Origin of the sequence: Amylibacter sp. IMCC11727, assembly GCF_029854195.1 — a bacterium.
In the GTDB taxonomy this organism is placed as follows: Bacteria; Pseudomonadota; Alphaproteobacteria; order Rhodobacterales; family Rhodobacteraceae; genus Amylibacter.
The window spans coordinates 2535654-2559451 of sequence record NZ_CP122960.1 but is presented as its reverse complement, the minus strand read 5'-3'; the positions used below and the strand labels follow the sequence as shown (position 1 = coordinate 2559451).

Below are 23798 nucleotides of genomic sequence, written 5' to 3'. Positions count from 1 at the left end.
ACTATATCCGCGTGGGCAGGTTACGCAATAATATCTGGTGTGATTTCGTCTTCGATCCGGCGGATTTCATCCTTTAACGCGAGTTTTTGGCGTTTCAGACGTTGAATGGTCAGCGGGTCGGACCGTCCCCTGTCGTGCAGGGCATGAATGGCTTCGTCCAAGTCGCGGTGTTCTTGGCGTTTGGTGGCCAAAGTTACGCGCAGGATTTCGCGGTGGTTCATTTGTGGGGGCTGGGTCATTGCGGTGCGTTTGAATGTAAGCCTGTCATGGGCCAAACATACTAGAAATCCTGCCCAGATAACAGTGGGTTGATCAATAAGTTCTTGAGAATCTGCCCATAAGCCCCCATATTCTTAGCAGGGTCGCCAGAGTTGGGGCCTAACAACGAAGTCGCTTACCTAAAAAGGGCTTAACAATGACAAAGATATCTTTTGCCTCTCATCCGTTTTTATTGGGGTTTGAACAGTTGGATCGTTTGGTCGAACGCACCGCAAAGTCGGGAAATGAGGGCTATCCTCCTTACAATATTGAGCAAAGTGCGGAGAACACCTATCGCATTACGCTGGCGGTTGCAGGGTTTCGTGAAGAAGACCTGTCGATCACGCTGGAAAATGCGCAGTTGGTGATCCGTGGCCGTCAAGTGGACGACAGCGAAGGGCGAATGTTCCTGCATCGTGGTATCGCGGCGCGGCAGTTCCAACGCTCGTTTGTTTTGGCCGATGGCGTAGAAGTCGCGGGTGCATCCATGGAAAATGGATTGCTGCATGTGGATTTGCGCCGAGCGATGCCAGAAACGGTTGTGCAAACCATTGAAATTTCAAAGTAATAAGGAGCAGACGACATGAATGTGAAGTTTAATTTCGACCACGAAAATTTGGATCGGGTTGTGTATGTCCGCGCCGTAGATGTATCTGAATTGCCCGAAGATGTGCGCGCGCAAGTGTCCGACACAGGGCAGGTGTATGCCATTCATTCCGAGGATGGAGAACAGTTGGCATTGGCCAAGGATCGCGCTGTGGCGTTTGCGATTGCGCGGACCAACGAGTTTGCCCCTGTGAGTGTGCATTGATGGTGTCCTACCCGTTTGATTGGGTGGATGCGTTTACGACACAAACCTTTGGCGGCAACGGATGCGTTGTGGTGCATGATGCAGCCAATATCTCCGTTGAAGACCGTCTTGCGCTGGTGCGAGAAACGTCGCTTGCGGAATGTGCGTATCTGATTGGCAGTGAAATCGCGGATTTTGGTGTGCGATATTATCTGGCCGACAAAGAAATCCCGATGGCAGGACATCCGACCGTTGCGACGGTCGCGTCATTGTTGGAACGGGGGCTGGTTTCTTTGGAAAACGGCAAGGCCAGTTTCACGTTGGAGATTGGGGCAGGGGTGATGCCCATCACCGTGGATGCCACGGGGGCACATGCGGTGATTACCATGACACAGGCGAAACCTGTGTTTGGGCCCACGTTTGATCCCGTGCAAATCGCTGATATTTATGGGTTATCTGGGGATGATATCATCGGATTGCCGCAGTCTGTTTCGACGGGTACGCCGTTTTGCATTACCATTCTGAAAGATAAGGCGGCGCTGCGATCTGCGCAGATGGATTATCAGAAACTGGAGGCGTTTCGTGCCAGTAGCGGTGTGACGCGGGCGGATTTGATGGAGCCGTTTTTGGTGACTTTAGGCGGTGAAACGGCGCAAGGGGATGTGTTTTCACGTCTGCTGCTTGCACCACCGAGCCTGCCTGAAGATCCGTTCACAGGGTCGGCCACGGGCTGTATGGCTGCGTATTTATGGCATCACGGTTTGATCGAAAATCCGCAGTTTGTTGCAGAGCAAGGCCATTGGCTGGGACGCCCTGGTCGCGCAGATGTACGGGTCATCGGCCCGCGTGATGATATTAGTGGAGTCGCAGTTGGTGGTTCGGCCAAAATTGTGATGCAGGGCGAACTGCGGCTTTAACGGTTCGGCGTCCAGCGGGTGTCGCGTACAGAGGTTTGACCCAAGTATTGGCTTTCGTCCCTTTTGTTGCGGGCAGATTTTGCACTGTCAGGCAGGAAATCATCCGTCGGTTTGGATTGCATGGATTTCAGCCCAGCGGCCACCGCGGACCCAAGTTTTAGCAAAACAGACGGAAGGCGGACTGCGTCGTCGTTGTGTTCGATTGATTTGGAAGGTGTGTCTGCATTCACTTCGTACAAATGCAGCATATGCGGGGGGATGCCCCGATCACTCAGACGCAACATGCGTTTACTCCGATACTCTTTACTTTGGGCATACTTCGCCCACTGATGGTTAGGCTACTGATAGAATTTGTCGAAAATATGAAATGTCTTCAAATAAAAAAGCCCGACATTTTGCCGGGCTTTCTTTTGTTTATTTGTGTTGCCTGCTTTAAGCGGCAATCAAACCCATGCTTTCGAGTTTCAACAGCACTTGGTGCGCGCAGTTGTCCACGTCAGCATTTTCGGTTTCGATCCGCAGTTCAGGATTTTCTGGAACGTCATAGGGATCTGAAATCCCAGTAAATTCCTTGATTTTACCTTCGCGGGCCAATTTGTAGAGACCTTTGCGGTCGCGGCGTTCGCATTCTTCGATCGAGGTTGCAACGTGTACTTCGATAAAGGCACCAAACTGTTCGATCTCTTCGCGAACGGCGCGGCGGGTTGTGGCATAAGGCGCAATGGGCGCACAGATGGCGATGCCGCCGTTTTTGGTGATTTCAGAGGCCACATAGCCGATACGGCGAATGTTCAGATCGCGGTGCTCTTTCGAGAAGCCGAGCTCTGATGACAGGTTTTTACGAACCAAGTCCCCATCGAGCAGCGTGGTCGGGCGACCGCCCATTTCCATCAGTTTCACCATAAGCGCGTTGGCGATTGTGGATTTGCCAGAGCCAGAGAAACCCGTGAAGAACACAGTAAAGCCCTGTTTGGCCCGCGGTGGTTTGGTTTTACGCAATTCAGCCACAACGGTTGGGAAAGAGAACCATTCTGGGATTTCCAAACCTTCGGCCAAGCGGCGACGCAATTCTGTGCCTGAAATGTTTAGGATGGTGACGTTTTCGCGATCTTCGATTTCGTCGGCTGGTTCGTATTGTGCGCGTTCTTGCACATAAACCATATGTTTGAAATCGACCATTTCGATGCCCATTTCTTCTTGATGCTCGCGGAACAGGTCCTGCGCATCGTATGGGCCGTAGAAATCTTCGCCTTGGGAGTTGCTGCCTGGACCCGCGTGGTCGCGGCCTACGATGAAGTGGGTGCAGCCGTGGTTTTTACGGATCAAGCCGTGCCAGACAGCCTCGCGCGGGCCAGCCATACGCATGGCAAGGTTCAGCAAGGACATGGACGTGGTAGAGGCAGGGTATTGATCAAGCACCGCTTCGTAACAGCGCACGCGTGTGAAGTGGTCGATGTCGCCTGGTTTACCCATGCCCACAACGGGGTGGATCAACAGGTTAGCCTGAGCCTCTTTCGCGGCGCGGAATGTCAGTTCTTGGTGCGCGCGGTGCAGTGGGTTGCGAGTTTGGAAGGCAACCACTTTGCGCCAGCCCATTTTGCGGAAGTAGGCGCGCAGTTCGTTTGGTGTGTCACGACGACCACGGAAATCGTAGTGTACGGGCTGTTGGATGCCTGTGACAGGACCGCCGAGATAGATTTTGCCAGCGGTGTTGTGCAGGTAGTTCACGGCAGGGTGGGCAATGTCGTCTGCGCCGAAAACCTTTTCCGCCTCGTGAGATTTGTTAGGTGCCCAGCGGTCGGTCACTGTCATCGTGCCCAGAATAACGCCTTCTTGGTCGCGCAGGGCGATGTCTTGGCCAATTTCGATGGAGTTTGCAAAGTCTTCGGACACATCAAGTGTGATTGGCATTGGCCACAAAGAGCCATCAGTCAGGCGCATCGTGTCGACAACGCTGTTGTAGTCTTCTTCGGTCAAAAAGCCTTTGAGCGGGTTGAAGCCGCCGTTCATCAACAATTCCAGGTCGCAAATCTGACGGGGTGTCAGATCGTGGCTGGTGAGGTCTGCTGCTTCGACTTTGAGTTTCTGAGCGCTATCATAGCTGACAAAAAGCTCTGAAATTGGGGCAAGATTATTTTCCATCGTAGTGGTCCTATGTTTAAGCGGAACCATTCCGCTGGTGGTTCCTGTTAATTCGGCGTGCAAAGCATCGTACTCTTCGAATTTACGCGCCAGAAATCTGTCTGTGAGCCGTACTTTTTCCGCCGCACCCCGAACTGTGAGGGAGTAGGAAAACCGTTGGCGTTTGTCAGGGCCAGCACGGTCGCTGGTGGTGACAAGACGCGCGTCGATTGCGGATTTCAGCAGAGCATTCAAACGACCAAGCGATACCCCAATCGCAGCGGCAAGGGCGCGCTGCGAGGCATCGGACGCCAAATCAAGCTGGCGTAAAAGACGGAAGAGCTGGTCTTCGTCGTCTAATCTGGTTTTTGCATTTTGCACTACGTTACTCGCGAATCAAAGTGTGTTCACGCGTGAACGCATAGTACAGAACTGTGTCGCAACAAAGACAAAACTACGTTGTCTTTTCGATTTTTTGCATCGTGGCTTTGCTGCAACGCATAAAAAAACGCCCTCATGGCGGGGTTAGGGCCATGAGAACGTTTGTTTTTTCAGATATGTGCGCGCTGGAGCGCGCTTGTTGTGTTAGTCGTCTTCGGCCAGAAAACGCTCTGCTTCGAGGGCGGCCATACAACCCATGCCCGCAGAGGTGACGGCTTGGCGATATTTGTGATCGGTCAAATCACCCGCAGCGAACACGCCAGGAATAGAGGTCTCTGTGCTGTCAGGTTTGGTCACAACGTAGCCGCCCATATGTGTTTCAAGCGTATCAATGACCAGTTCGTTTGCAGGGGCATGACCAATGGCCACGAACACACCTTTGCAGGGGATTTCGGTAATCTCGCCTGTTTTGGTGTGTTTGACGCGCACGCTTTCAACGCCGAGCGGGTCTTCGGTGCCGATAACTTCTTCGAGCTCATGGAACCACAGCGGTTCGATTTTGTCGTTCTTCATCAAGCGGTCTTGAAGAATTTTTTCAGAGCGCAATTCATCGCGACGGTGGATGAGGGTTACTTTGGACGCAAAGTTGGTGAGGAACAGGGCCTCTTCCACGGCGGTGTTGCCGCCGCCGATCACAACAATTTCTTGGCCGCGATAGAAGAACCCATCGCAAGTGGCGCAAGCGGATACGCCAAAGCCTTTGAACTTTTCTTCGGATTCAAGGCCGAGCCATTTGGCGCGGGCACCTGTTGCAAGGATCACGGCGTCTGCTGTGTAGATTGTGCCGCTGTCCCCTGTTGCGGTGAAAGGGCGTTTGGATAGATCGAGGTTGGTGATGATGTCGCCGATGATTTCGGTCCCCATCGCTTTGGCGTGGGCTTCCATGCGGATCATCAGATCAGGGCCCTGAACTTCGGTATCGCCGGGCCAGTTTTCCACTTCGGTAGTGGTGGTCAATTGACCACCAGGTTCAATGCCTTGAACAAGGATCGGGTTCAGCATTGCGCGTGAACCGTAAACGCCAGCGGTGTAGCCCGCAGGGCCGGAACCGATGATCAAAAGGCGGGTGTGGCGGGTATCGGACATGGGTGTGTTTCCTTGGCAGCAAGACTTGTTTGGGCCTGTATACGTGGGCTTTGACAGGAGGGAAAGAGAGGGATTTTCACGTCATTTTGAAAGCAAATAGGGGGGTGGTGAAATAATGTTGCGCAGATGCGAAATATTATTGCGCAAACCTGATCATTTGCGTAATTTGCCGCGACTGTAGCCAAGCGATGTGTTTGCGTGGCTTTGAACCGGAGGGCCTATGCCGACTATTAAGCTCGATCCAATTGATCGTAAGATTCTGGCTGAACTGCAAGCGGATGGACGGATGACCAATGTGGAGTTGGCCAAACGCGTGGGGATTTCTGCGCCGCCCTGTTTGCGCCGTGTGCGTACGCTGGAAGAAAGTGGATTTATTCGCGGGTATCATGCGGATGTGGATGCACGTGAATTGGGTTTTGAGGTGCAGGTTTTTGCGATGGTGGCACTGGAACGGCAGGCCGAAGTGGACTTGAGCGCGTTTGAGGATCGTTGCCGTGATTGGCCACTGGTACGCGAATGCCATATGCTGAACGGCGAGATTGATTTCATTCTGAAGTGTGTTGCACCTGATCTGACCAGTTTCCAGACGTTTTTGACCAATGATCTGACGGCGGCGGACAACGTGGCGAGTGTGAAAACATCGCTGGTTATTCGCGGGGCGAAGGATGCGCCGGGCGTTCCGTTTAGCGTATTAGAAGAGCGCGCTGGCGACGATTGATCGCTACTGAACAGACATAGAAACAGAAAAACCCCGCGCTGATGGCGCGGGGTTTTTCTGTGGCAGGGACAGTCTTGGGAACTTGGGCCTGCAAAAAATTAGGGATTAGCGCTTGTCCTTGGACATGTCAGCTGCTTCTTTCAGAACCCATTTCATCCAACGTTTGCTTTTCATTGTTTTGACCCTTTGCGTAGTTGTCATTTCGTTAAGGACAGTTTTACGGGTCGATTGCGCCGCAAAATGCGCTGGAAAAAGGTAAGTTTGTGAAAGACGCGAAAACCTTGAACCAAATTGTGACGGATGTCGCAAAGCTGTGTTTAGCGTTGGAAATAAGGGTGTTGTCGCTGTGAAGTCTGCGCGGGAGCCGATGGATTGGGGCAGAATAAGCCCAAGACTCGTCACATTGTTTCTGATTCCGCTACAATACGATGGCTGACATCATGCGGCCGTAATCTGATTCCTTGCGGTGCGTGGTGCGGCGGTAGGAAAAAAAGCGAGAGTCGTCGGCATAGGTGCAATGGCCAACCCATTCGGCGTGGGCAATGTCTTCGCTGCGCAGTTGGTGCAGGCAAAAGCTGGGCAGATCAAAGAGATAACGATCCCCTGTGCCATTGGTGAAAAACCGTGAAAATTCGGGGTCTTCGTCGATGAATTGTTCTAAAAACTCGGGTCCGACTTCGTAGTTGGCCTGTGAAATGCAGGGGCCGACAACGGCAGAAATAGACGCGCGGCTGGCACCGAGTTTGGTCATTTCGGCGATGGTGGATTGTATGACCCCGCCAACAGCCCCCTTCCAGCCAGAGTGGGCCGCACCAATGACGCCAGCATCGGCATCGGCAAACAGGATCGGGGCGCAATCTGCGGCAAGAACCCCAAGGGCAAGGCTCGTGTGGTTGGTGACAAGCGCATCTGCCTTTGGGCGATCTGCGATGGTTTTGGGTGTTGCGATGTGAACAGTGGGCGAATGGATTTGATGAACGCCGCCCAGATTTTCTGGGCGCACACCAAGGTGGTGAGCCACCAGCGCCCGATTGTGCAGCACGTTTTTCGGATCGTCGTTTGAGCCAAGTCCAGTGTTCAATCCCCGATAAATGCCCGTAGATATCCCGCCAGCGCGACAGAAGAAGCCGTGTTTAGGCGTGAGCGCGGTGGAGGTGATTACATCAAGGGTCATTGGGAAAACCTGCAGGGATTGGGGCGCCTTGGGGCAGAATTGCGAATGCTTTGAAAAGTTGACCCATTTCATCGGGGTGGGTCAAGCGGCGGTGTGCAGTGATGTGGTTTTCAAGCGCGTCCCCTGACAGGTTGGCGGCAAGTTGTTGGGCGCGGGGGGTGATGCCGAGCCGTTCGAGAAATGCGCCTTGGGGTTCTGGCCCTATGGTTTGGACGTTTGCGATGGCATTAGACAAAGCGGCGAAATTGACGTGAGCGGTGAGGTCAGATTGGCCAATGGCGTGAAGCGGGTCCACTTTGGTGTGGTCTTGTAAGGCTTGCAGCGTGTCACCGCCCCCTGTGCCGCCATAATCAAAGATCAGGGCGCAGCCGCCGTTTTTGGCAATGATGGCGGCGATGTCTTGGGCGATGGCGTTTGACGCAGGGGAGAGTTCGAGGATTGTGCCAGTTGGGGCATCTGGAAGTTCGGTTTCAACGGCCCCTGCAGGGCGGCGCGCGAATGTAAGTGCGCCGTCTTTTTCGCCAATCACGTGTTCATCCCAGCCGTCTTCGCGGGCGACATATTGATTGATGGGCAGGCAATCGAAAAATTCGTTGGCGATCAGGAACAGTGGTAGATCGGGCAGCGCGGTTGTGTCCGTGACCCATGTCGGATCGGGCAGGCGGGCGGCCTGTTCTGTTTTGAGGTTTGGGTTCACTTCGCACAGATGCAATCGCATAGCGGTGTGGAAATTTGGCACGGATTTTGTTGCGCGCAGCACATCGGACATTAATTGGCCTGAGCCTGGACCGAGTTCGGCAAGGCAAAAGGGGGACGGCGCCCCTTGATCGAGCCAAGCCTGCGCAAGGGACAGGCCAACGAGTTCACCAAACATCTGGCTTATTTCAGGGGCGGTGGTGAAATCGCCCTTTGCGCCAAGGGGGTTGGCGTTGGTGTAATAGCCGTGCTGGGGATGATAAAGCGCTTGGGCCATAAATTCCGACACAGTCAGAGGGCCAAGTCGCGCGATCTGGCGCAGCAGGATATCGGTAAGTTCTGTCATGTGGTGGATGATGTGCGGCGGGCGTATATCAGCAACAGCAGGCCGACGGCGATCATTGGCAGAGAGAGAAGTTGGCCCATGGTGAAGCCGATGCTGTCTACCTCTTGCCCCAACCGCAGGATGTGGCCCCAAGGATTGGTGGCGCTGGTGAATTGTGCGTCTCCTTGACGGAAAAATTCAACGAAGAACCGCGCCGCGCCGTAGCCCATGAAAAATACGCCAGCCAATGCGCCCGGTGTTTTCAACCAGCCCCGACGATAGGCGAGGTAAGCTAGAAGCGCGAACAGTACGATGCCTTCTAAGATGGCTTCGTAGAGTTGTGAGGGATGGCGGGCGCAGACAGGATCGAGCCATGTGAGCGGGCAGTCGGGCGTGTTTGGAAAGACAACACCCCAAGGAGCCGTGGTGGGTTTGCCCCACAATTCGGCATTGATGAAATTGGCAAGGCGGCCAAGGCCAAGACCGATCGGCACGCCAAGGGCGAGGATATCTGCGAGGGAAAGGACGGGGATTTTGTATTTTCGCGCAAAAAGAATGGCCACAACAACGACACCGAGGAAGCCACCGTGGAAGGACATGCCGCCTTCCCAGACTTTGTAAATCATGGTGGGATCATCGAGCCACGCGCCTTGGGAATAGAACAACACCCAGCCCAAACGACCACCGATGATGACGCCGACAATGGCCCAAGTGAGGAAGTCTTCGGCATGTTTTAGGGTCATTGGGGCAGTGTCGTTTACCCAAAGTTGTGCGTTGCGAATGGCACGGTTGCCCCACCACCATGCCAGCAGAAACCCAGCGATATAAGCCAGTGCGTACCAACGAATGGCGAGGGTAAAGCCGCCGATATCAACGCTCCATAAAACGGGGTCAATATTGGGAAAAGGAAGCGCCGCGATCATGTATTTTGCCCCGATACTGCGCCAAACGGGGCGAAGGGTCGCGCCTTTGGGCTTTGCATTTTGGTATTTCCTTCCCATATAACGAGGGAACGCAGCAATGATAAGGGGGCTCTGATGCAGACCCAGAACAAATTCTTTGAAGACATCAGCAAAGTGATGACCAACGCGATGGGCGTGGCACAAGGGGCCAAGACCGAAGCGGAAACAGCCATGAAAAGCTGGATGGATCGCTGGCTGGCGGATCGGGATTTCGTAAGCCGCGAAGAATTTGATGCGGTGCGTCTGATGGCGCAAAAAGCGCGCGAGGAAAATGCGGCGTTGATGGCGCGGTTGGATGCGTTGGAAGCGAAAAAGCCAGCGGCCAAAAAGACGACTGCTAAGAAGTAAGTTCGGCTTTAAGAGCTGAATTGGAACGCCTTCTTTTCGGAGTGGGCGTTTTTTTTGTGTATTTGAAGAACATTTAAGCAGGATGGCTCGACCTTTTGAGGGGGGCGTGGTTTGTGGGGGCTATGGAACTTTGGATCCCGATCACGATTGCCGCCGCGTTTAGCCAAAACCTGCGCTTTATGTTGCAAAAGCATCTGAAGGCCACGGGGTTGAGTACAGGTGGTGCAACATTTGCGCGGTTTGTGTTTGCCGCACCGTTGGCAGCGGTGCTATTGGCCGTTTTGACTAGGGCCAATGGGTGGGAATTGCCCCAAGTGAATGGGCGGTTTCTGACGTTTGCGGCCATGGGTGGTGTGGCGCAGATATTGGCGACGATGTTGGTGGTGGCGCTGTTTTCCGAGAGAAATTTTGCGGTTGGCATCACCTTTAAGAAAACAGAGACCATTCAAACGGCCTTGGTTGGGGCCATTCTGCTTGGCGAAGGGATTTCTGGCTATGGCCTGTTGGCAGTGGTGATTGGGCTGGTTGGCGTGATCTTACTGTCTGATCCCCCAGAGGGCGGCGATGGTTGGCGTCGATTTTTCAATCGCGCGGCGGGGATTGGGCTCGCCAGTGGGGCGCTGTTTGGGGTGTCGGCCATTGGTTACCGTGGGGCGTCATTGGCGCTGGGCGATGGGCATTTTCTGATGCGATCTGTGTTTACGCTTATGTGCGTGACCGTGTTTCAATCCGTGATTATGGCAGTTTGGTTGCGTTTGCGCGAAGCGGGCGAGATCGCCAAAGTGGTACGGCATTGGCGTGTGACGTTTTTGGTGGGGCTGACCGGGATGATTGGATCGCTTGGCTGGTTTACGGCGTTCACACTGCAAAACGCGGCTTATGTTAAAGCGCTGGGGCAGGTGGAGCTGATCTTTTCGTTTTGCGCGAGTTACTTCATTTTCAAAGAAACCACGACGCGACGCGAGGTGTTGGGCATCGCGTTGGTGATTTTGAGCATCTTGGTTCTGGTGCTGTTCTTGAAGTGATCAGATCATTCCAGCGGCGCGCAAAGATGGGCGATAGCTGCGTGACACGGGGACTTCGGCCCCGTCTGACATACGAAGCCAGATTTTGCGATTGCGTTTCACCACCCCAGCGATTTCCGCATAATTCACCCAATGGGACCGATGCACCTGCGCTCCATCGAAAGTTTCTAGGATTTGAGTGGCATCCGAGAGGCGCATCAACAACAGTTTCGCACCCCGTTCTGTGTGGACCTCTACGTAGTGATCCGCGCTTTGCATGCGCACGAGTTTCTGCCCCGCATCAGGGCCGAGTTTGCGCAGGATCATGCGTGCGGCGTGACCATTGCCACCATTGGTGAGCTGATCATGAACAATCGAACCACCGCGGATGATAAAGAAGAAGACGGGCATCAGAAACATGCCAACCAGGAGGTTTAGCAGATACCATTTTGTATCTGCACTGCTGAGCGGGCTGCCGGCAATATCTGCGATAAGGATTGCGGCAACCAGACAGATCGCGCCAATGACAACGCAAATCAGCGAAAGGCCAGCGACCCGTTTTACAATCGGTGCGTCAGGGAACCTGCGGGTGATTGCCATAAAGCCAAGCCGATAGACGGGATACATCAGCAAAAAACACATCAAAATGACGGCAATGTTTTTGAGTGACACAGGCGAGTTCGACGACAACATAGGCGGAAGGGCGTTCAGGATGATCAGAACGGTGTAAAGACAGCTGGCCAACCACATCACTGCAGGCAGCGCGTGAAGCACGATTCGATCCCGACCAGAGAAGATTACGTTGATATTCATCCAAATGACCCGTTTTGTAGTGTTTTTCGTGAGTTACACCCAGTTAAGCAGAGAATCGGGCAGAAATGTGTCAGCCCCGTGCCGAAGCTGTGGCAATGGCGTGGTGGTCATATGACGCTTCGTGAATTGCACAGGGGAATCGAGGGTGTGTCGTTTCACGAAGCGCCAATTTAACATTGCAAAAACTTGGTTCATTTCACGAAGAATATGTGTCGTTTCACGCATAGGCCCTAGAAAACAAGGGAAAGTTGGGCGATAACCATTCTCGACTTCAGGGCGCACAGCCGCCCACCTCCAGGTCAGTAGGGTGCGATGCACCAGTTGTTAAAGTAACGAGTAAGTTTCCGAGGAAACCGAAGTGAAAGACAGCGAAGCCGACGAAAAGCAGGTCTCGTCCCCTGCGATTTGATCGGCTCTGACACGAAAAGAAACGCTCTCGGATCTGCCTCCTGAGAGCGTTTTTTTTGTTGTGGCAGGGGTACAACGGGCTGCTCTGTGCGTTTGTCATTTCTTAACAGAGTATAAACTGTGACGCGTCTAATACGACGCGTCTAACAGCACGCGTCATAGACAACGCGTCTGGGTTAACCGATGGGTTAGATGTGGCGAGTTAGAGCTGATTGGGGGGCTGTAGTGAGCGCTGGGCAGCCGCATACTGGTGGTTAATTTGCTCACAGTTGTGTCTATCAAAGAAAAAGCCCGCGCGGCGTGAACCTGCGGGCTTTGGATCGGGTTTGCAACAGCTTAGCTGCGATGTTTGTCGTAGTAGAGCGCCACGACGTGCTCTGCTTCTGCAAAGAACAGCCAGCGGCCCGCAAAGAGGCCAATCAGGTGCAAGATCACTGCGATGGCCGCGATTGCGTGGCTTGGGGCTGTCAGGAGCAAGAGAACCGCTGGGATCAGGGAGGCAAACAGGATGGTGATCATACGCAGTTTTTGCGCGTGTTTGCGGCCAACCTCGTGAGCCATTTCTTTGAGCAGATAGTTTTTGCCGCTGTGCGGGCTTTCGAGCAGACGCACTTTGCCAAGATGGCCGAGGCCTGTGGCGGCTTCAATTGTGCCCCCTGCGATGGCGAGGCGTTTGTCCCCCACCAGCCAATGCAACACCTGTGCGCCGCCGAGCATCAGCATGAACACTGCGGCCAGTTTCAGTTGTGCGGCCAGCAGCGCACCCCCTGCGAGGGTAAACAGAACGAACAGCGCAGGGGTCATCGGTTGGTTCCAGCGTGGCACGGTTTTCAGCTGGCCATAGATCATGGAGGTGCAGAACACAGAAACCATGGACAAGGCGGCGCCGATCATGCCGACGATGGGCAAGCGCGTATCAAGGAAGATCAACGCAGCGGCGTAGATGCCCGTAACACTGAGCGCAAGAACGGCAAAGACGCCTTCGCGCGACAGCCAAGAGCTGCGCCATTGGCTGAACGCTTTGAGCGCGCGCTGTGGATTGCCAAGGTGGAAGGTGGAGGAAATCAACCCGCCAACCGCAAGGGCATAGGCGATAAAGAAGAAGATGAACGCCGTGGTGCCAGACACATCAGGGATGCCAAGGCCGAGGAAGGCCAAGAGCCCAAAGCCGAGGCCAGAAAGCGCAGTGAAGACGATAACAGATGGTGCGGGATGCATTAAAGAGCCTCCAGAGCTTTGTCGAGCCAGCCGAGCAGGCCTTTTTGTGGCGATGGTGTTGTGTCAAGGAACGGCGCGAGGATGTCGATGTCGCCGTCTGTGTGGATGTCTGCTTTTGGACGTGGCGGCAGGTAGCGGTTGACGGGTTTGGTGCCTTGTTCATCGAACAATGGAACCGCGCCGCGTTCGCGGGACATTATGGACACGTTGGAGTTCGGGTCCGCGTAATCGCCAAAATGACGTGCATTGGCAGGGCAAGTGCGCACGCAAGCAGGCTCACGGTCTTCCTCGGGCAGGTTTTCGTTGTAAATACGATCCACGCAGAGGGTGCATTTTTTCATGACACCTTCTTTGGCGTCAAGTTCCCGTGCGCCGTACGGGCAGGCCCATGCGCAAAGACCACAGCCGATGCAGTCGCTTTCATTCACCAGAACAATGCCGTCTTCAGACCGTTTGTAGGACGCGCCTGTGGGGCATACGGTGACGCAAGGGGCGTCTTCGCAGTGCAAACAGGATTTGGGGAAGTGTACGGTTTGCGCCGGTTTATTTTCGGCCTTTACCTCATATGTGTGGATGCGGTTGAGGAAGGTGCCAACAGGGTTCGCGCCGTATGCGTCCATATCTGACAGGGGCGCACCGTAGTTGGAGGTGTTCCATTCCTTACAGTTGATTACACAGGCATGGCAGCCCACGCAAATGTCGAGATCAATGGCGAGCCCGAGCTTTTTCTGAGTGGTTTGTGGTAGGGTCGTCATGCGGCGGCTCCTTGGATTTGGCTAAATGCCTGAGCGGCAAAGGCTGATAAATCGGTGTTAAAGCGGTCGGCCTCTTCCCAGAATGGGGCATGGCCTGAATTTTCATAGATAAGCGCGGATGCGTTCGGGAATGCGTCCATGGCCTGTTCGCCCATGGGGGCAGGGGCCAATTGTTCGTGTTGACCCCAAAGGATCAACGCCGGTTTTGTCATGTTGGCGCTGGATGGGCGGTAGTCTTCATTCCGAGACCGGCAGGCGTTGCGCACGGCGGGGGGGCAGAGCATGTTGAAGCCTGTCATAAACGCAAGATCGTCTGCGGACAGAGGTGTTGAAAAACACACTTGCACGAATTTCGCGGTGGCCGTGAGGTTCGCAGCCAGATCATCACCGCGCATGGCTGTTGCGGCCACATCTGGATTGTTGGTACGGGCGGCAAGCGCCGCTGGTGGGAGCATTCGTCCCGTCGTAATGGACGAACCGACAAGTGCGAGGCCTGCGATTTCGGCATCGCCAAAGGTGCGGATGTAATCATTCACCACCCAGCCCCCCATGGACCACCCGACGAGCACTGGATTTTGCAAGGTTAGCGTGTCGATGATGGCGCGGACATCATGTGCCCAAGAGGTAGACGTGTCATAGGCATCTACGTTGAGCGGCTTATCCGATTGGCCATGGCCGCGTAGATCGGGAATGATCACACGAAAGTTGTCAGCCAGCGCATGTTGGCGCAAAAACGAGAGCCCACACTGAGAGTAGCCGTGGATAAACATGATCACGGGGGCATTGAGTGGGCCGAGGTCGGTGACGTGGAGTTTTACGCCGCCATGGCCTGTTATGGAGTGTGTTCGGGTCAGAACTCTTCTCCGTAGGCGATGTCTTTCGGCCCTTGCCCCACAGGGGATTGCTGTGGCGCTGGGCTTGGTTGTGACTGCAAATCAGCGGGCGCATCAGCGCGGCGGATGTTGACGCGCAGGTCGTACCATGCGGCTTGGCCCGTGATTGGGTCGGAGTTGGACCAGCGCAAACCGTCGCCTTTTGGGGGCAGCAGTTCGTGGATCAGGTGGTTGAGCAAGAAACCTTTGGTGGTTTCTGGTGCGTCTTTGTCGAGTGCCCATGCGCCCTTGCGTTTACCGATGGCGTTCCATGTCCAGACGGTTTTTGCGTTGAGCGCGTCCATTTTGACAACGGGCACTTTGATTTCGCCGTGGTGGGATTTGAGGTAAGCCCAATCGCCTTCGGCAAAGCCGTGCTGTGCCCAAATGTCACCAGACACATAGAGCGGGTTGTGGCCGTGGATTTGGCGCAGCCATGCGTTTTGCGAGCCCCAAGAGTGGTACATCGCGGCAGGGCGCTGGGTGAGCGCGTGGAGCGGATACTCTTCACCGTCAACCAGCGCTTCTTCGTAAGGTTGCCACCATGTTGGCAGCGGGTCCATCGCCACCTTTAGCTGATCGCGCAGGTAATCTGGTGGTTGGATATCACCGTGGCCTTCGGCGGCCAGTTTGAATTTCTGGATTTGTTCGACATAGACGTTGAACATATAGGGCGCAGGTGCATCAAACAGGCCCCGTTCCACGGCCCAATCCTGATAGGCTTGGTTCCAAGGTTTGAAGAACAGGGCCTCATCTGGGATGTGATCCATGAAGAAGCCACCGTTTTCGATGTAGGTGTCGATCTGTTTCGGGTTCGGCGTGCCGCGCCCTTTGCCAGAGCCGTCTTCGTTGCGCCAACCAGCTAGTGGGCCAACACCGGGGCGGCGTTGGTGGTTGGTGATGTAGTCGGCGTAATCCTCGTACAAAGGGCTGCCGTCTTCGGCGGTGAACCCTGGCAGTTTCATTTTGCCGCCCAGCTGAATCAGTGCGGATTGGAAGCCGCGCACATCGCGGTCTGGTTCCACAACGGGCCAGCGGATGCTGTCGCACATGGCTTCGGATTCGGAAATCGGACGATCAAGCAGGGAGATACAGTCGTGACGTTCAAGGTAGGTTGTATCGGGCAAGATCAGGTCAGAAAATGCAACCATTTCCGAGGAGTAGGCATCGGAATAGATGATGCGCGGGATCACATATTCGCCATCTTCGCCTTTATCTGTCAGCATATCCATGACGCTGCGCGTGTTCATGGAGGAGTTCCACGACATGTTCGCCATATACATAAACAGCGTGTCGATTTTGTATGGGACACCTGCGTGGGCGTTGGAGATCACCATGTGCATCATGCCGTGGGCGGACATGGGGTTTTCCCATGTGAACGCCTTGTCGATGCGGATCGCGTTGCCGTCTTTGTCGATTGCGAGGTCCTCGGGGCCTTGCGGGAAACCGAGGTGTGGACCGTTGAGCGGTTTGCCAGGAGTTACGCCCGAATGAGGTTTGGGGTGGATCGTGACAGGTTTTGGATACGGCGGTTTGAAGCGGTAGCCGCCTGGAACTTCGACCGAACCGAGCAGGATTTGCAACAAGTGCAGGGCGCGGCAGGTTTGGAAGCCGTTAGAGTGCGCCGAAATTCCGCGCATTGCGTGGAAGGCGACGGGGCGACCGATCATTTTTTCGTGCTTTTCACCACGGAAATCTGTCCACGGTTGGTCGATGACCACTTCTTTTTCAAAAGCCGTTTGGGCCAGCTCAGCGGCGAGGCGGCGAATTGTATCAGCCTTAACGCCCGTTTTTTCGGCAACATTTTCGGGGGCGTAGTCATCCACAAGGTATTTTTCCGCCATTAGTTGAAAGGCAGGGCGGTATTTCACACCGTTGACAGTGTATTCCCCTTGCAGGTTCGGTTTCACGCCCTTTTTGTTCCAAGCAACGGCTTTGCCGCTGACACGGTCCAGAACCAGTGGTTCGCCGTTTTTGTCACGCAGGAACAGGCCATTTTCGGGCGATCCTTCGGTAACGTTCACAAGGTAGGGGGAGTTGGTGTAGCGGATGAGGTAGTCGAGATCGACTTTGCCGGCGGCCAGCAGTTCGCGGATCATCGACAGGATGAACAGGCCGTCTGTGCCAGGTGTGATGCCGACCCATTCGTCTGCGATGGCGTTATAGCCTGAACGCACTGGGTTTACGCCCACGACCTTTGCGCCGCGTTCTTTTAGGCGGGAGAGGCCGAGTTTGATGGGGTTGGAATCGTGGTCTTCGGCAACGCCAAAGATCATGAACATTTCGGCCCGCTCCCAATCGGGTTGGCCAAATTCCCAGAACGCACCGCCCATGGTGTAAATGCCAGCGGCAGCCATGTTTACGGAACAGAACCCGCCGTGCGCGGCATAGTTTGGCGTGCCAAAGTTCTGTGCCCACATGGACGTTAGGGATTGGGATTGGTCGCGGCCTGTGAAGAACGCCAGCTTTTCTGGTGCGGTTTCGCGCAGCGGTGTCAGCCAATCGGATGCGATTTGGAAGGCTTCGTCCCATGAGATTTCTTCGAATTCGCCCGAACCACGCGGACCAACCCGTTTCATCGGCGCGTTGAGGCGCGCAGGGGAATAATGCTGCATAATGCCAGCAGAGCCTTTGGCACACAGAACACCACGGTTGATCGGGTGATCGCGGTTGCCTTCGATGTATTTGACCTTTTCGCCTTCCATGTGGACGTTGATGCCGCACCGACAAGCGCACATGTAACAGGTGGTTTTGCGGATCTCGTCCGATACTTTGGGGGAGGTATCGAGGTCTGGCTGTACGTGTTTGTTCATAGCTGGGCTCCGGTTCGGACGTGTATGCGATTTGCGCTAGTGTGGCAGGTATGGGTTGGGATGTTATCCCTATTTTCGGGTTAAGATCGCTGCAAGCGCAGCGGATGCCATGCGGGCGGCAGGGGGATCGGCGCGCGATGTCAAAAGGACGGGGACTTTGGCGCCCATCACAACTCCGCCGGCACAGCCGCCGCCCATGTAAACGAGGGATTTGAAAATGGCGTTGCCAGACACGATGTCGGGCACCACGATGCAGTCTGCGCGGCCCGCAACCGGATTATCGGTAAGGCCCTTTGTGGCCACCGCTTCGGGGGATAGGATCAGGTCCATCGCGAGCGGACCCGAGAAATCAGCGCCGTCGATTTCAGCTGTGGCCCAATCACACAATTCTTGCGCTTCTATAGAGGATGGCACAGAGGGAATGGCGGATTCTGTGGCGGAGAGGAACGCCACCTTTGGGCGTTCAATGCCGCGTGCGCGGGCAAGGTCCACCACGGCTTGTGTGCAGGCTTGGCGGGTTTTGATATCGGGTGTGACGTTGACAGCCGCATCAGAAACCAGCAGCGGTTCATCGCGGCCAGGTGGTGTGATGTGGAACACATGCACAAGGCGTGATGCGGTGCGCAGGCCGTTGTCCCGCGTGAGCACGCCTTTCATGAACATGTCGGTGTGCAGGTGGCCCTTCATCAGCACATCTGCTTCGTCTGAACCGCATAAGGCGGCTGCTGTGTTCGCGGCGTCTGCCTCGCCATTTGTGTTGTGGATGGCGTAGCCGGAGATGTCCCAGTTTAACGTGTCGGCTTCTGCTTTGATCGCATCCTCTTCGCCCACAAAAATCGGGGTCATAATGCCTGCTTCTGTGGCGTCTTTGGCGGCCATCATCGGCAGTTCGGCCCCTGCGCGAGCGATGGCCACGCGGGGTGCGGGGCCAGTGGCGGCTTGAGCAATGAGAGAGGGCGGACAATCGGGGGCGGTCTGAGACAGAAAAGCAGAGCGAGACATCAGTGATTCAGGTCCTTTGGGGCAGCAGATTGGGTATCGGATATTCGTGGGCGTGTTATTAGGTCCAGTTTACCGCGCGGATGGACCCAATTTCCCAGAAATCTGCTAAATTTACAAATATTGAGACCAATGGTCTCATTAGTTATTGGTAACGCAAATGCCTTTGAAATAGAAGCAGAAACTGTGCAATTGGCGTTTCTTTGGTGGGGTTGCCGTTTGAACGCGGCCTTGTCAAAATATTTGAAAAACAAAAAGGGGAGGCAGGGGAATGGACATTCGCCAAGCCACGGATGCGGATTTTGCACAGATTTGGCCGATTTTTCGTCAGATCGTAGCTGCGGGAACCACCTATGCCATTGATCCTGATACGGATCGCGCGGGTGCGCGGCGGATTTGGATGGACGCCCCGCGCGAAACATGGGTCGCGGTGGAAGATGGGGTGGTTCTGGGGACCTATTACATCAAAGCGAACAATGCGGGCGGCGGTGCGCATGTGTGTAACTGTGGGTATATGGTGGCCAGTGATGCGCAAGGGCGAGGCATTGCGCGGATGATGTGCGAGCAATCACAGGTGCGGGCGGTGGAATTGGGGTTTCGTGCCATGCAGTTTAATTTCGTGCTGGCGAGCAATGTGGGGGCTGTTGGGCTGTGGCGGAAACTGGGGTTTGAGGAAGTGGGGCGATTGCCAGAGGCGTTTGACCATCCTGAGTTGGGGTATGTGGATGCGTTGGTGATGTTTAAGCGGTTGGGGTGAGTACTTTGACAGGACGGTTTTAAATCAGAGCGACAGATGCCATTATGGAAAAGAAGGTCACTTATTGAAGTGGCATAATACGTTAAAACGAGCAGTTTTAAATTTTTAGGTTAAATCACAGAGTTCTTTTGGTTCCAAAACAAAATAGCTCAGACGATTTCGTGCAGAATATAGGTGATCATGGGCATACGAAGCCAAATTCGATGGCGTATTTTATTCGTGAAGTCGGAGCACTTGGGTATTCGCTTGAGGGTCCATGTCCTTCTTAGCACTGACTTGTTGAAAAGACTTGAGCAACCCCTCAATTTGATCGCCGAAACTGATCCCAAAATCATCAACCAAATCCGACGGTTATTACCAGGCGGCCTTGTGGTAGAAATCTCTGACTATGCGCTTGCATGGTTCGACGTAAAAATGGGTATTTGTTTTTTTGGCCAAAGTCATGCAAAGACTGCGACAGTTGCGGACCTTGCTCTGACAATCGTACATGAAACTTGTCACGCACGCGTGGATAATTGGGGTATCGCTTACGAAGGCTCAAACCGCTTGCGGATTGAAAGGCTGTGCATAGGCAGCGAGATTACTTTTGCGGAAAAGTTGCTCACTAAGCAGGCGATTGTTCAAGCTGAAATCGACGCTTTACAAAAGCAGCGCAACGAGCTTCGGGAAAGCGATTTTGACGAAAAATCGTTTAAAGCAATGCATCGTAAAGACGTGCTCCGAAAGTCCCGATGGATAGGCAAGCAATCATCATATTGGTTAAGGCGCTTTGTGGTATTAAGAACTCGCAAACGGATGAAGAAACTGCGAGATACACATCGACGGTAATCTGTGTTTTCGGTGAAATCATCAGGAACTTAGCTTGCTCAATCATGAATGTAGGTTTTTGATCTAAAGAGTGATCAGAGCATACCTCTGAAGTAATCCCATACGTTCCTATGACTTAAGGGTATCCCACCGTTCTTGTTTCCAACAAAAAAGGGCCACTCAATCGAGCGGCCCTTTCTGTATTTTAACAGGCTAATTCGATCAGCCTTTGCCTTTCCATGGCACCAGTTTGTTTTCGACCATACGCATCAGCACGTCGATGCCCAGACCGATGACGCCGATGATGATGATGCCGATGATAACAATATCGGTGAGCTGGAATTTAGACGCAGCGATAATCATTTTACCGGCCCCTTTTTCCGCAGCAACCAATTCGGCGGCAACCACTGTGCCCCAACAGACACCCATCGCAACCCGTGCGCCTGTGAAAATCTCAGGCAGGGAGTTTGGAAGGATGACCTTGGTCAACAATTGGCGTTTGCTGGCCCCGAGGGAGTACGCGGCATGCACCTTAGAGATGCTGACACCTGATACACCAGCGCGTGCGGCGATGATCATGATCCACAGTGCGGCGAGGAACAGCAGGGAAATTTTACCCTGTTCGCCAATGCCGAACCAGATGATGACCAGCGGGATCAACGCCAATGGTGGTACGGGGCGCATGACCTCTACGATGGGATCAAACCAGCCGCGCAGCCATGAGTTGAGGCCAATGGCAAAGCCAAGCGGGATGCCGAACAGGCAACCAAGGGCAAAGCCGATCACAACGCGGAACAAGGACCAGAACACGTTTTCCCAAAGGCCAACACCTTGGTAGCCGTTCGCGGACAGGTCCAAGAAACGGGACCAGACCTGTTCTGGTGGAGGCAGGTATAGTGCTTCCATTGTGCGACCCGTGGATGGGCGCACAGAGAGGCTGCCCCGTTTGGTCACAAGGATTTCGCCATCTGCGTAGGGATAGACGTTTTCACGCACAACGGGTTGACCGTTGATGGCGATCACTTCGTAACCGTCTTCTTTACCGCCTTCATCGTTGTCTTGAACTTTGATGATCTTGGAGCGGCGCTCTGGGATCAGCAAGACGTCGTCTTTGGCAAAACCATCGCCTTGGGCGGCATTGGTCAGCTTTTCAGGCTTTGACTCGGTGGCTTTGTGAACCCGAACAAACACGGTTGCCGTTGCTTCTTCGCCAGCGGCGTTGCGGGCCGTGTATTCAAATTGTGTGTCACCTGTGAATGGCGGTGGCAGGATCGTTGGGATCAAGCTGGAGCCTGTGGCGATGCACCAAATCAGGAAAACGGACAGAACCGCAGCAATGGAAGCAACGCGGTTTGCAACAACCGAACTTTCGTCCCCAAAAGTCACGGTTTTCAGGCTGGAATAGCCGCGTGCTTTGTCTTTGGTTTTGTCATAGGCACGGTAAATGAAGCTGATTGCGATGGAAAACACCACAAACAAGCCGAGGATAATGGTAATGCCAATCACCATCCAAAAGGAGGTGACGAGGGCTTCTGCGACTTCAAACCACATTATGCTGTCTCCGTCCGACCCATGATTTCTTCTTCCATGTCCCAAATCATAGACAGGATTTCATCCCGCTTTGGGCCGAAGTCTTCATGGCGTTTCACTTCACGCAGATCAGCGCCGACGCCGAGTTCTGCAAAAGGTAGGTGATATTCTTTGTGAACACGGCCAGGGCGCGGGGCCATAACCAGAAGGCGTTCGCCCAAGAGGAGCGCTTCTTCTACTGAGTGTGTGATCAAAATGATGGTTTTGCCCGTTTTCTTCCAGATGTCGAGCACGAGGCTTTGCATCTTTTCGCGGGTCAGTGCGTCAAGCGCGCCAAGCGGTTCATCCATCAGGATAACGTCAGGTTCGTTGGCCAAGCAACGGGCCAAAGCCACACGTTGCTGCATGCCGCCAGACATTTCGTAGATCATCTTTTCGCCAAAGTCCTGCAAGCCAACGATGTCGAGCAATTCTTCGACTTTTTCGTTGATCTGGGCTTGTGGCATACCCTTCATTTTTGGGCCAAAACCGATGTTTTTGGTTACGTTCATCCATTCAAACAGCGCACCATGCTGGAATACCATGCCGCGTTTGGGGCTGGGGCCCGAGATGTTTTCACCAGACAAGGACAATTGGCCAGCGGTTGGCGCAAGGAACCCTGCGAGGATGTTGAGGAGCGTTGATTTCCCGCACCCAGAAGGCCCGAGAACTGACATCAGCTCGCCTTCCTTGATGTTGAGGTTGATGTTTTTAAGAGCTTCGACTTTGCCGCCATTGGGCAATTCGAAGGTCATAGAAACATCGTCAATGATGAGTCCCGACATGAGGTGTCCCTGTTTCGTTTTTTATTGGGGAAGTGTGTGGCGTGGCCCCGTCAATGTACAGGGGGCCACACCTATTTTCTATGAAACGCCTGAATATCAGGCGAATTCCTTACATTTTTGAAGCAGCTTCCAGGTAAGAAGAGTTCACAACTGCAGAGTAATCAGACAGTGGTGTGATCTTGTCGCCAAGGCCTGCCGCTTTTTCTGCCAGGTACTCGGCTACGCCACCACCCATCCAGTCTGCGGACAGCTGAGTTGCTGTGTCAGGGAATACGAACGTGCCGATAACAGCAGATGTGCCTTCCATGTCCATACCAGCTTCTTTGGCGATGCCTTCCATCATTGGCGCTGGGTCTTTGGCGTATTGTGCGTTCATTTCCGCAGTAATTGCCAAGAATTTCGCCAGGATGTCTGGGTTTTCTTCACCGAATGCTGTTGGAACGGATGTTACGTCGAACACTTTACCAACAACGGCTTCTTTTTCAGCACCTTCGATGATTGGGTTGCCGTGCTGCTTCATTGCGCGCAAGGAACCGCCCCAACCACATGCCATAGCGAGGTCTGTGTTTGGCTGTGCAAACGCAGCAGCGGAGTCAGATGGTGCCATGTCAACGATTGTGAAGTCAGACTCGGACATACCGAAGTGCGCGATCTGTGCGAGGAAGCCAGAGTGTGCAGCTGTGCCCAAAGGAACAGCAACTTTCTTGCCTTTCAATTCCATCACGTTGTCTTTGGAGATTTCCAGCTCGGAACGTACAACACAGTTGTCGTTGTCAGAGTAGGATACGGCGATGTCTACGACCTGAAGGTCTTGACCAGCAGCAGTTGCTACCAAGAACGGTGTTACACCTTGTGAGTAGGAGATGTGTACGTCGCCAGACGCCATCGCTGCGGACATTGCTGTACCTGCGTCGAATGCAACCCATTTCACTGGAATGCCCAGTTTTTCGGAGTAGAGCTTGTTTGCTTGCGCGTACTGGTTTGGTGTTGGCCATTCCAAGAAGTAAGCAACAACCAGTTCGTCCAGTGCGTTTGCTGCTGTACCTGTTGTAGCAGCAAGAGCCACGGCCATAGCTGTGAGTGTTTTAGTCAATTTCATGTTATTCTCCCTGATCTGCGGTGATTTGACAGCACCGCAGCGATTTACTTGCAAGGGATACCC

General features: G+C 54.0%; 24 protein-coding genes. 8 read left to right on the top strand and 16 right to left on the bottom strand.

Annotated features, from left to right (window positions below):
* Positions 1-20: 20 nt before the first annotated feature.
* Positions 21-239 (bottom strand): DUF465 domain-containing protein, encoded by a 219-nt coding sequence (locus QBD29_RS12955; protein ID WP_280098510.1) that lies wholly within the window; start codon positions 237-239, stop codon positions 21-23.
* Between the two features lie 176 nt (positions 240-415).
* On the opposite strand from QBD29_RS12955, the gene QBD29_RS12950 reads away from it, so the two are divergent.
* From QBD29_RS12950 to QBD29_RS12940, 3 genes are read left to right on the top strand one after another with little or no spacing between them, the layout of a single operon-like run.
* Entirely contained in the window at positions 416-826 is a 411-nt protein-coding gene (locus QBD29_RS12950; RefSeq protein WP_280098509.1) for an Hsp20 family protein, read from the top strand.
* A gap of 15 nt (positions 827-841) precedes the next feature.
* On the top strand, positions 842-1069 hold the full coding sequence (locus tag QBD29_RS12945) for a DUF1150 family protein (protein WP_280098508.1): 228 nt from the start codon (positions 842-844) through the stop codon (positions 1067-1069).
* The gene (locus tag QBD29_RS12940) at positions 1069-1965 is read left to right on the top strand and encodes a PhzF family phenazine biosynthesis protein (RefSeq protein WP_280100969.1); all 897 of its coding nucleotides are present in this window, start codon (positions 1069-1071) and stop codon (positions 1963-1965) included. Before QBD29_RS12945 ends, QBD29_RS12940 begins: the two co-directional genes overlap by 1 nt.
* On the opposite strand, the gene QBD29_RS12935 is transcribed toward QBD29_RS12940, so the two are convergent.
* The 3 genes from QBD29_RS12935 to trxB form a co-directional block, all read right to left on the bottom strand.
* Positions 1962-2249, bottom strand: a complete 288-nt coding sequence (locus QBD29_RS12935) for a hypothetical protein (RefSeq protein ID WP_280098507.1) — start codon at positions 2247-2249, stop codon at positions 1962-1964. The genes QBD29_RS12940 and QBD29_RS12935 overlap by 4 nt on opposite strands.
* 148 nt (positions 2250-2397) lie before the next feature.
* Positions 2398-4467 (bottom strand): bifunctional sulfate adenylyltransferase/adenylylsulfate kinase, encoded by a 2070-nt coding sequence (locus tag QBD29_RS12930; protein ID WP_280098506.1) that lies wholly within the window; start codon positions 4465-4467, stop codon positions 2398-2400.
* A 204-nt stretch (positions 4468-4671) separates the two neighbouring features.
* Complete coding sequence (gene trxB, locus QBD29_RS12925) at positions 4672-5613, bottom strand: thioredoxin-disulfide reductase (protein ID WP_280098505.1); 942 nt, start codon at positions 5611-5613, stop codon at positions 4672-4674.
* A gap of 220 nt (positions 5614-5833) precedes the next feature.
* Between trxB and QBD29_RS12920 the strand changes: the two genes are divergently transcribed.
* On the top strand, positions 5834-6331 hold the full coding sequence (locus QBD29_RS12920; RefSeq protein WP_280098504.1) for an Lrp/AsnC family transcriptional regulator: 498 nt from the start codon (positions 5834-5836) through the stop codon (positions 6329-6331).
* Between the two features lie 418 nt (positions 6332-6749).
* Here QBD29_RS12920 and pgeF read toward each other — a convergent pair whose 3' ends face one another.
* Genes pgeF through lgt form a run of 3 tightly spaced genes read right to left on the bottom strand, consistent with a single transcriptional unit; the run spans position 6750 to position 9449 of the window.
* Positions 6750-7505, bottom strand: a complete 756-nt coding sequence (gene pgeF / locus QBD29_RS12915; RefSeq protein WP_280098503.1) for a peptidoglycan editing factor PgeF — start codon at positions 7503-7505, stop codon at positions 6750-6752.
* On the bottom strand, positions 7495-8547 hold the full coding sequence (locus QBD29_RS12910) for an SAM-dependent methyltransferase (RefSeq protein ID WP_280098502.1): 1053 nt from the start codon (positions 8545-8547) through the stop codon (positions 7495-7497). The genes pgeF and QBD29_RS12910 overlap by 11 nt, the downstream gene beginning before the upstream one ends.
* Positions 8544-9449, bottom strand: a complete 906-nt coding sequence (gene lgt / locus QBD29_RS12905; RefSeq protein WP_280098501.1) for a prolipoprotein diacylglyceryl transferase — start codon at positions 9447-9449, stop codon at positions 8544-8546. Before lgt ends, QBD29_RS12910 begins: the two co-directional genes overlap by 4 nt.
* A gap of 114 nt (positions 9450-9563) precedes the next feature.
* On the opposite strand from lgt, the gene QBD29_RS12900 reads away from it, so the two are divergent.
* On the top strand, positions 9564-9836 hold the full coding sequence (locus tag QBD29_RS12900; protein ID WP_280098500.1) for an accessory factor UbiK family protein: 273 nt from the start codon (positions 9564-9566) through the stop codon (positions 9834-9836).
* 122 nt (positions 9837-9958) lie between these two features.
* Positions 9959-10861, top strand: coding sequence for a DMT family transporter (locus QBD29_RS12895; protein ID WP_280098499.1), 903 nt, complete (start codon positions 9959-9961; stop codon positions 10859-10861).
* Here QBD29_RS12895 and QBD29_RS12890 read toward each other — a convergent pair whose 3' ends face one another.
* From QBD29_RS12890 to QBD29_RS12865, 6 genes are all read right to left on the bottom strand, one after another.
* Positions 10862-11653, bottom strand: a complete 792-nt coding sequence (locus QBD29_RS12890) for a LytTR family DNA-binding domain-containing protein (protein ID WP_280098498.1) — start codon at positions 11651-11653, stop codon at positions 10862-10864.
* Between the two features lie 744 nt (positions 11654-12397).
* On the bottom strand, positions 12398-13279 hold the full coding sequence (locus QBD29_RS12885; RefSeq protein ID WP_280098497.1) for a DmsC/YnfH family molybdoenzyme membrane anchor subunit: 882 nt from the start codon (positions 13277-13279) through the stop codon (positions 12398-12400).
* Positions 13279-14034 carry a 4Fe-4S dicluster domain-containing protein gene (locus QBD29_RS12880; protein ID WP_280098496.1) on the bottom strand — a complete coding sequence of 252 codons (756 nt, stop codon included), beginning with the start codon at positions 14032-14034 and terminating at the stop codon, positions 13279-13281. Before QBD29_RS12880 ends, QBD29_RS12885 begins: the two co-directional genes overlap by 1 nt.
* Entirely contained in the window at positions 14031-14804 is a 774-nt protein-coding gene (locus tag QBD29_RS12875) for an alpha/beta hydrolase (RefSeq protein ID WP_280100968.1), read from the bottom strand. The genes QBD29_RS12880 and QBD29_RS12875 overlap by 4 nt, the downstream gene beginning before the upstream one ends.
* Positions 14805-14884: 80 nt before the next feature.
* Entirely contained in the window at positions 14885-17719 is a 2835-nt protein-coding gene (locus tag QBD29_RS12870) for a molybdopterin oxidoreductase family protein (protein ID WP_280098495.1), read from the bottom strand.
* Between the two features lie 69 nt (positions 17720-17788).
* Entirely contained in the window at positions 17789-18721 is a 933-nt protein-coding gene (locus QBD29_RS12865) for a bifunctional enoyl-CoA hydratase/phosphate acetyltransferase (protein ID WP_280098494.1), read from the bottom strand.
* A gap of 268 nt (positions 18722-18989) precedes the next feature.
* Between QBD29_RS12865 and QBD29_RS12860 the strand changes: the two genes are divergently transcribed.
* The gene (locus QBD29_RS12860; RefSeq protein ID WP_280098493.1) at positions 18990-19475 is read left to right on the top strand and encodes an N-acetyltransferase; all 486 of its coding nucleotides are present in this window, start codon (positions 18990-18992) and stop codon (positions 19473-19475) included.
* Positions 19476-19754: 279 nt separating this feature from the next.
* Entirely contained in the window at positions 19755-20303 is a 549-nt protein-coding gene (locus QBD29_RS12855; RefSeq protein WP_280098492.1) for a hypothetical protein, read from the top strand.
* A 201-nt stretch (positions 20304-20504) separates the two neighbouring features.
* Here QBD29_RS12855 and QBD29_RS12850 read toward each other — a convergent pair whose 3' ends face one another.
* The 3 genes from QBD29_RS12850 to QBD29_RS12840 all read right to left on the bottom strand — a co-directional run bounded on the left by QBD29_RS12850 (position 20505) and on the right by QBD29_RS12840 (position 23735).
* Positions 20505-21833, bottom strand: coding sequence for an ABC transporter permease (locus tag QBD29_RS12850; protein ID WP_280098491.1), 1329 nt, complete (start codon positions 21831-21833; stop codon positions 20505-20507).
* The gene (locus tag QBD29_RS12845) at positions 21833-22636 is read right to left on the bottom strand and encodes an ABC transporter ATP-binding protein (RefSeq protein WP_280098490.1); all 804 of its coding nucleotides are present in this window, start codon (positions 22634-22636) and stop codon (positions 21833-21835) included. Before QBD29_RS12845 ends, QBD29_RS12850 begins: the two co-directional genes overlap by 1 nt.
* Before the next feature lie 109 nt (positions 22637-22745).
* Positions 22746-23735, bottom strand: a complete 990-nt coding sequence (locus tag QBD29_RS12840; RefSeq protein ID WP_280098489.1) for an ABC transporter substrate-binding protein — start codon at positions 23733-23735, stop codon at positions 22746-22748.
* Between the last annotated feature and the right edge of the window lie 63 nt (positions 23736-23798).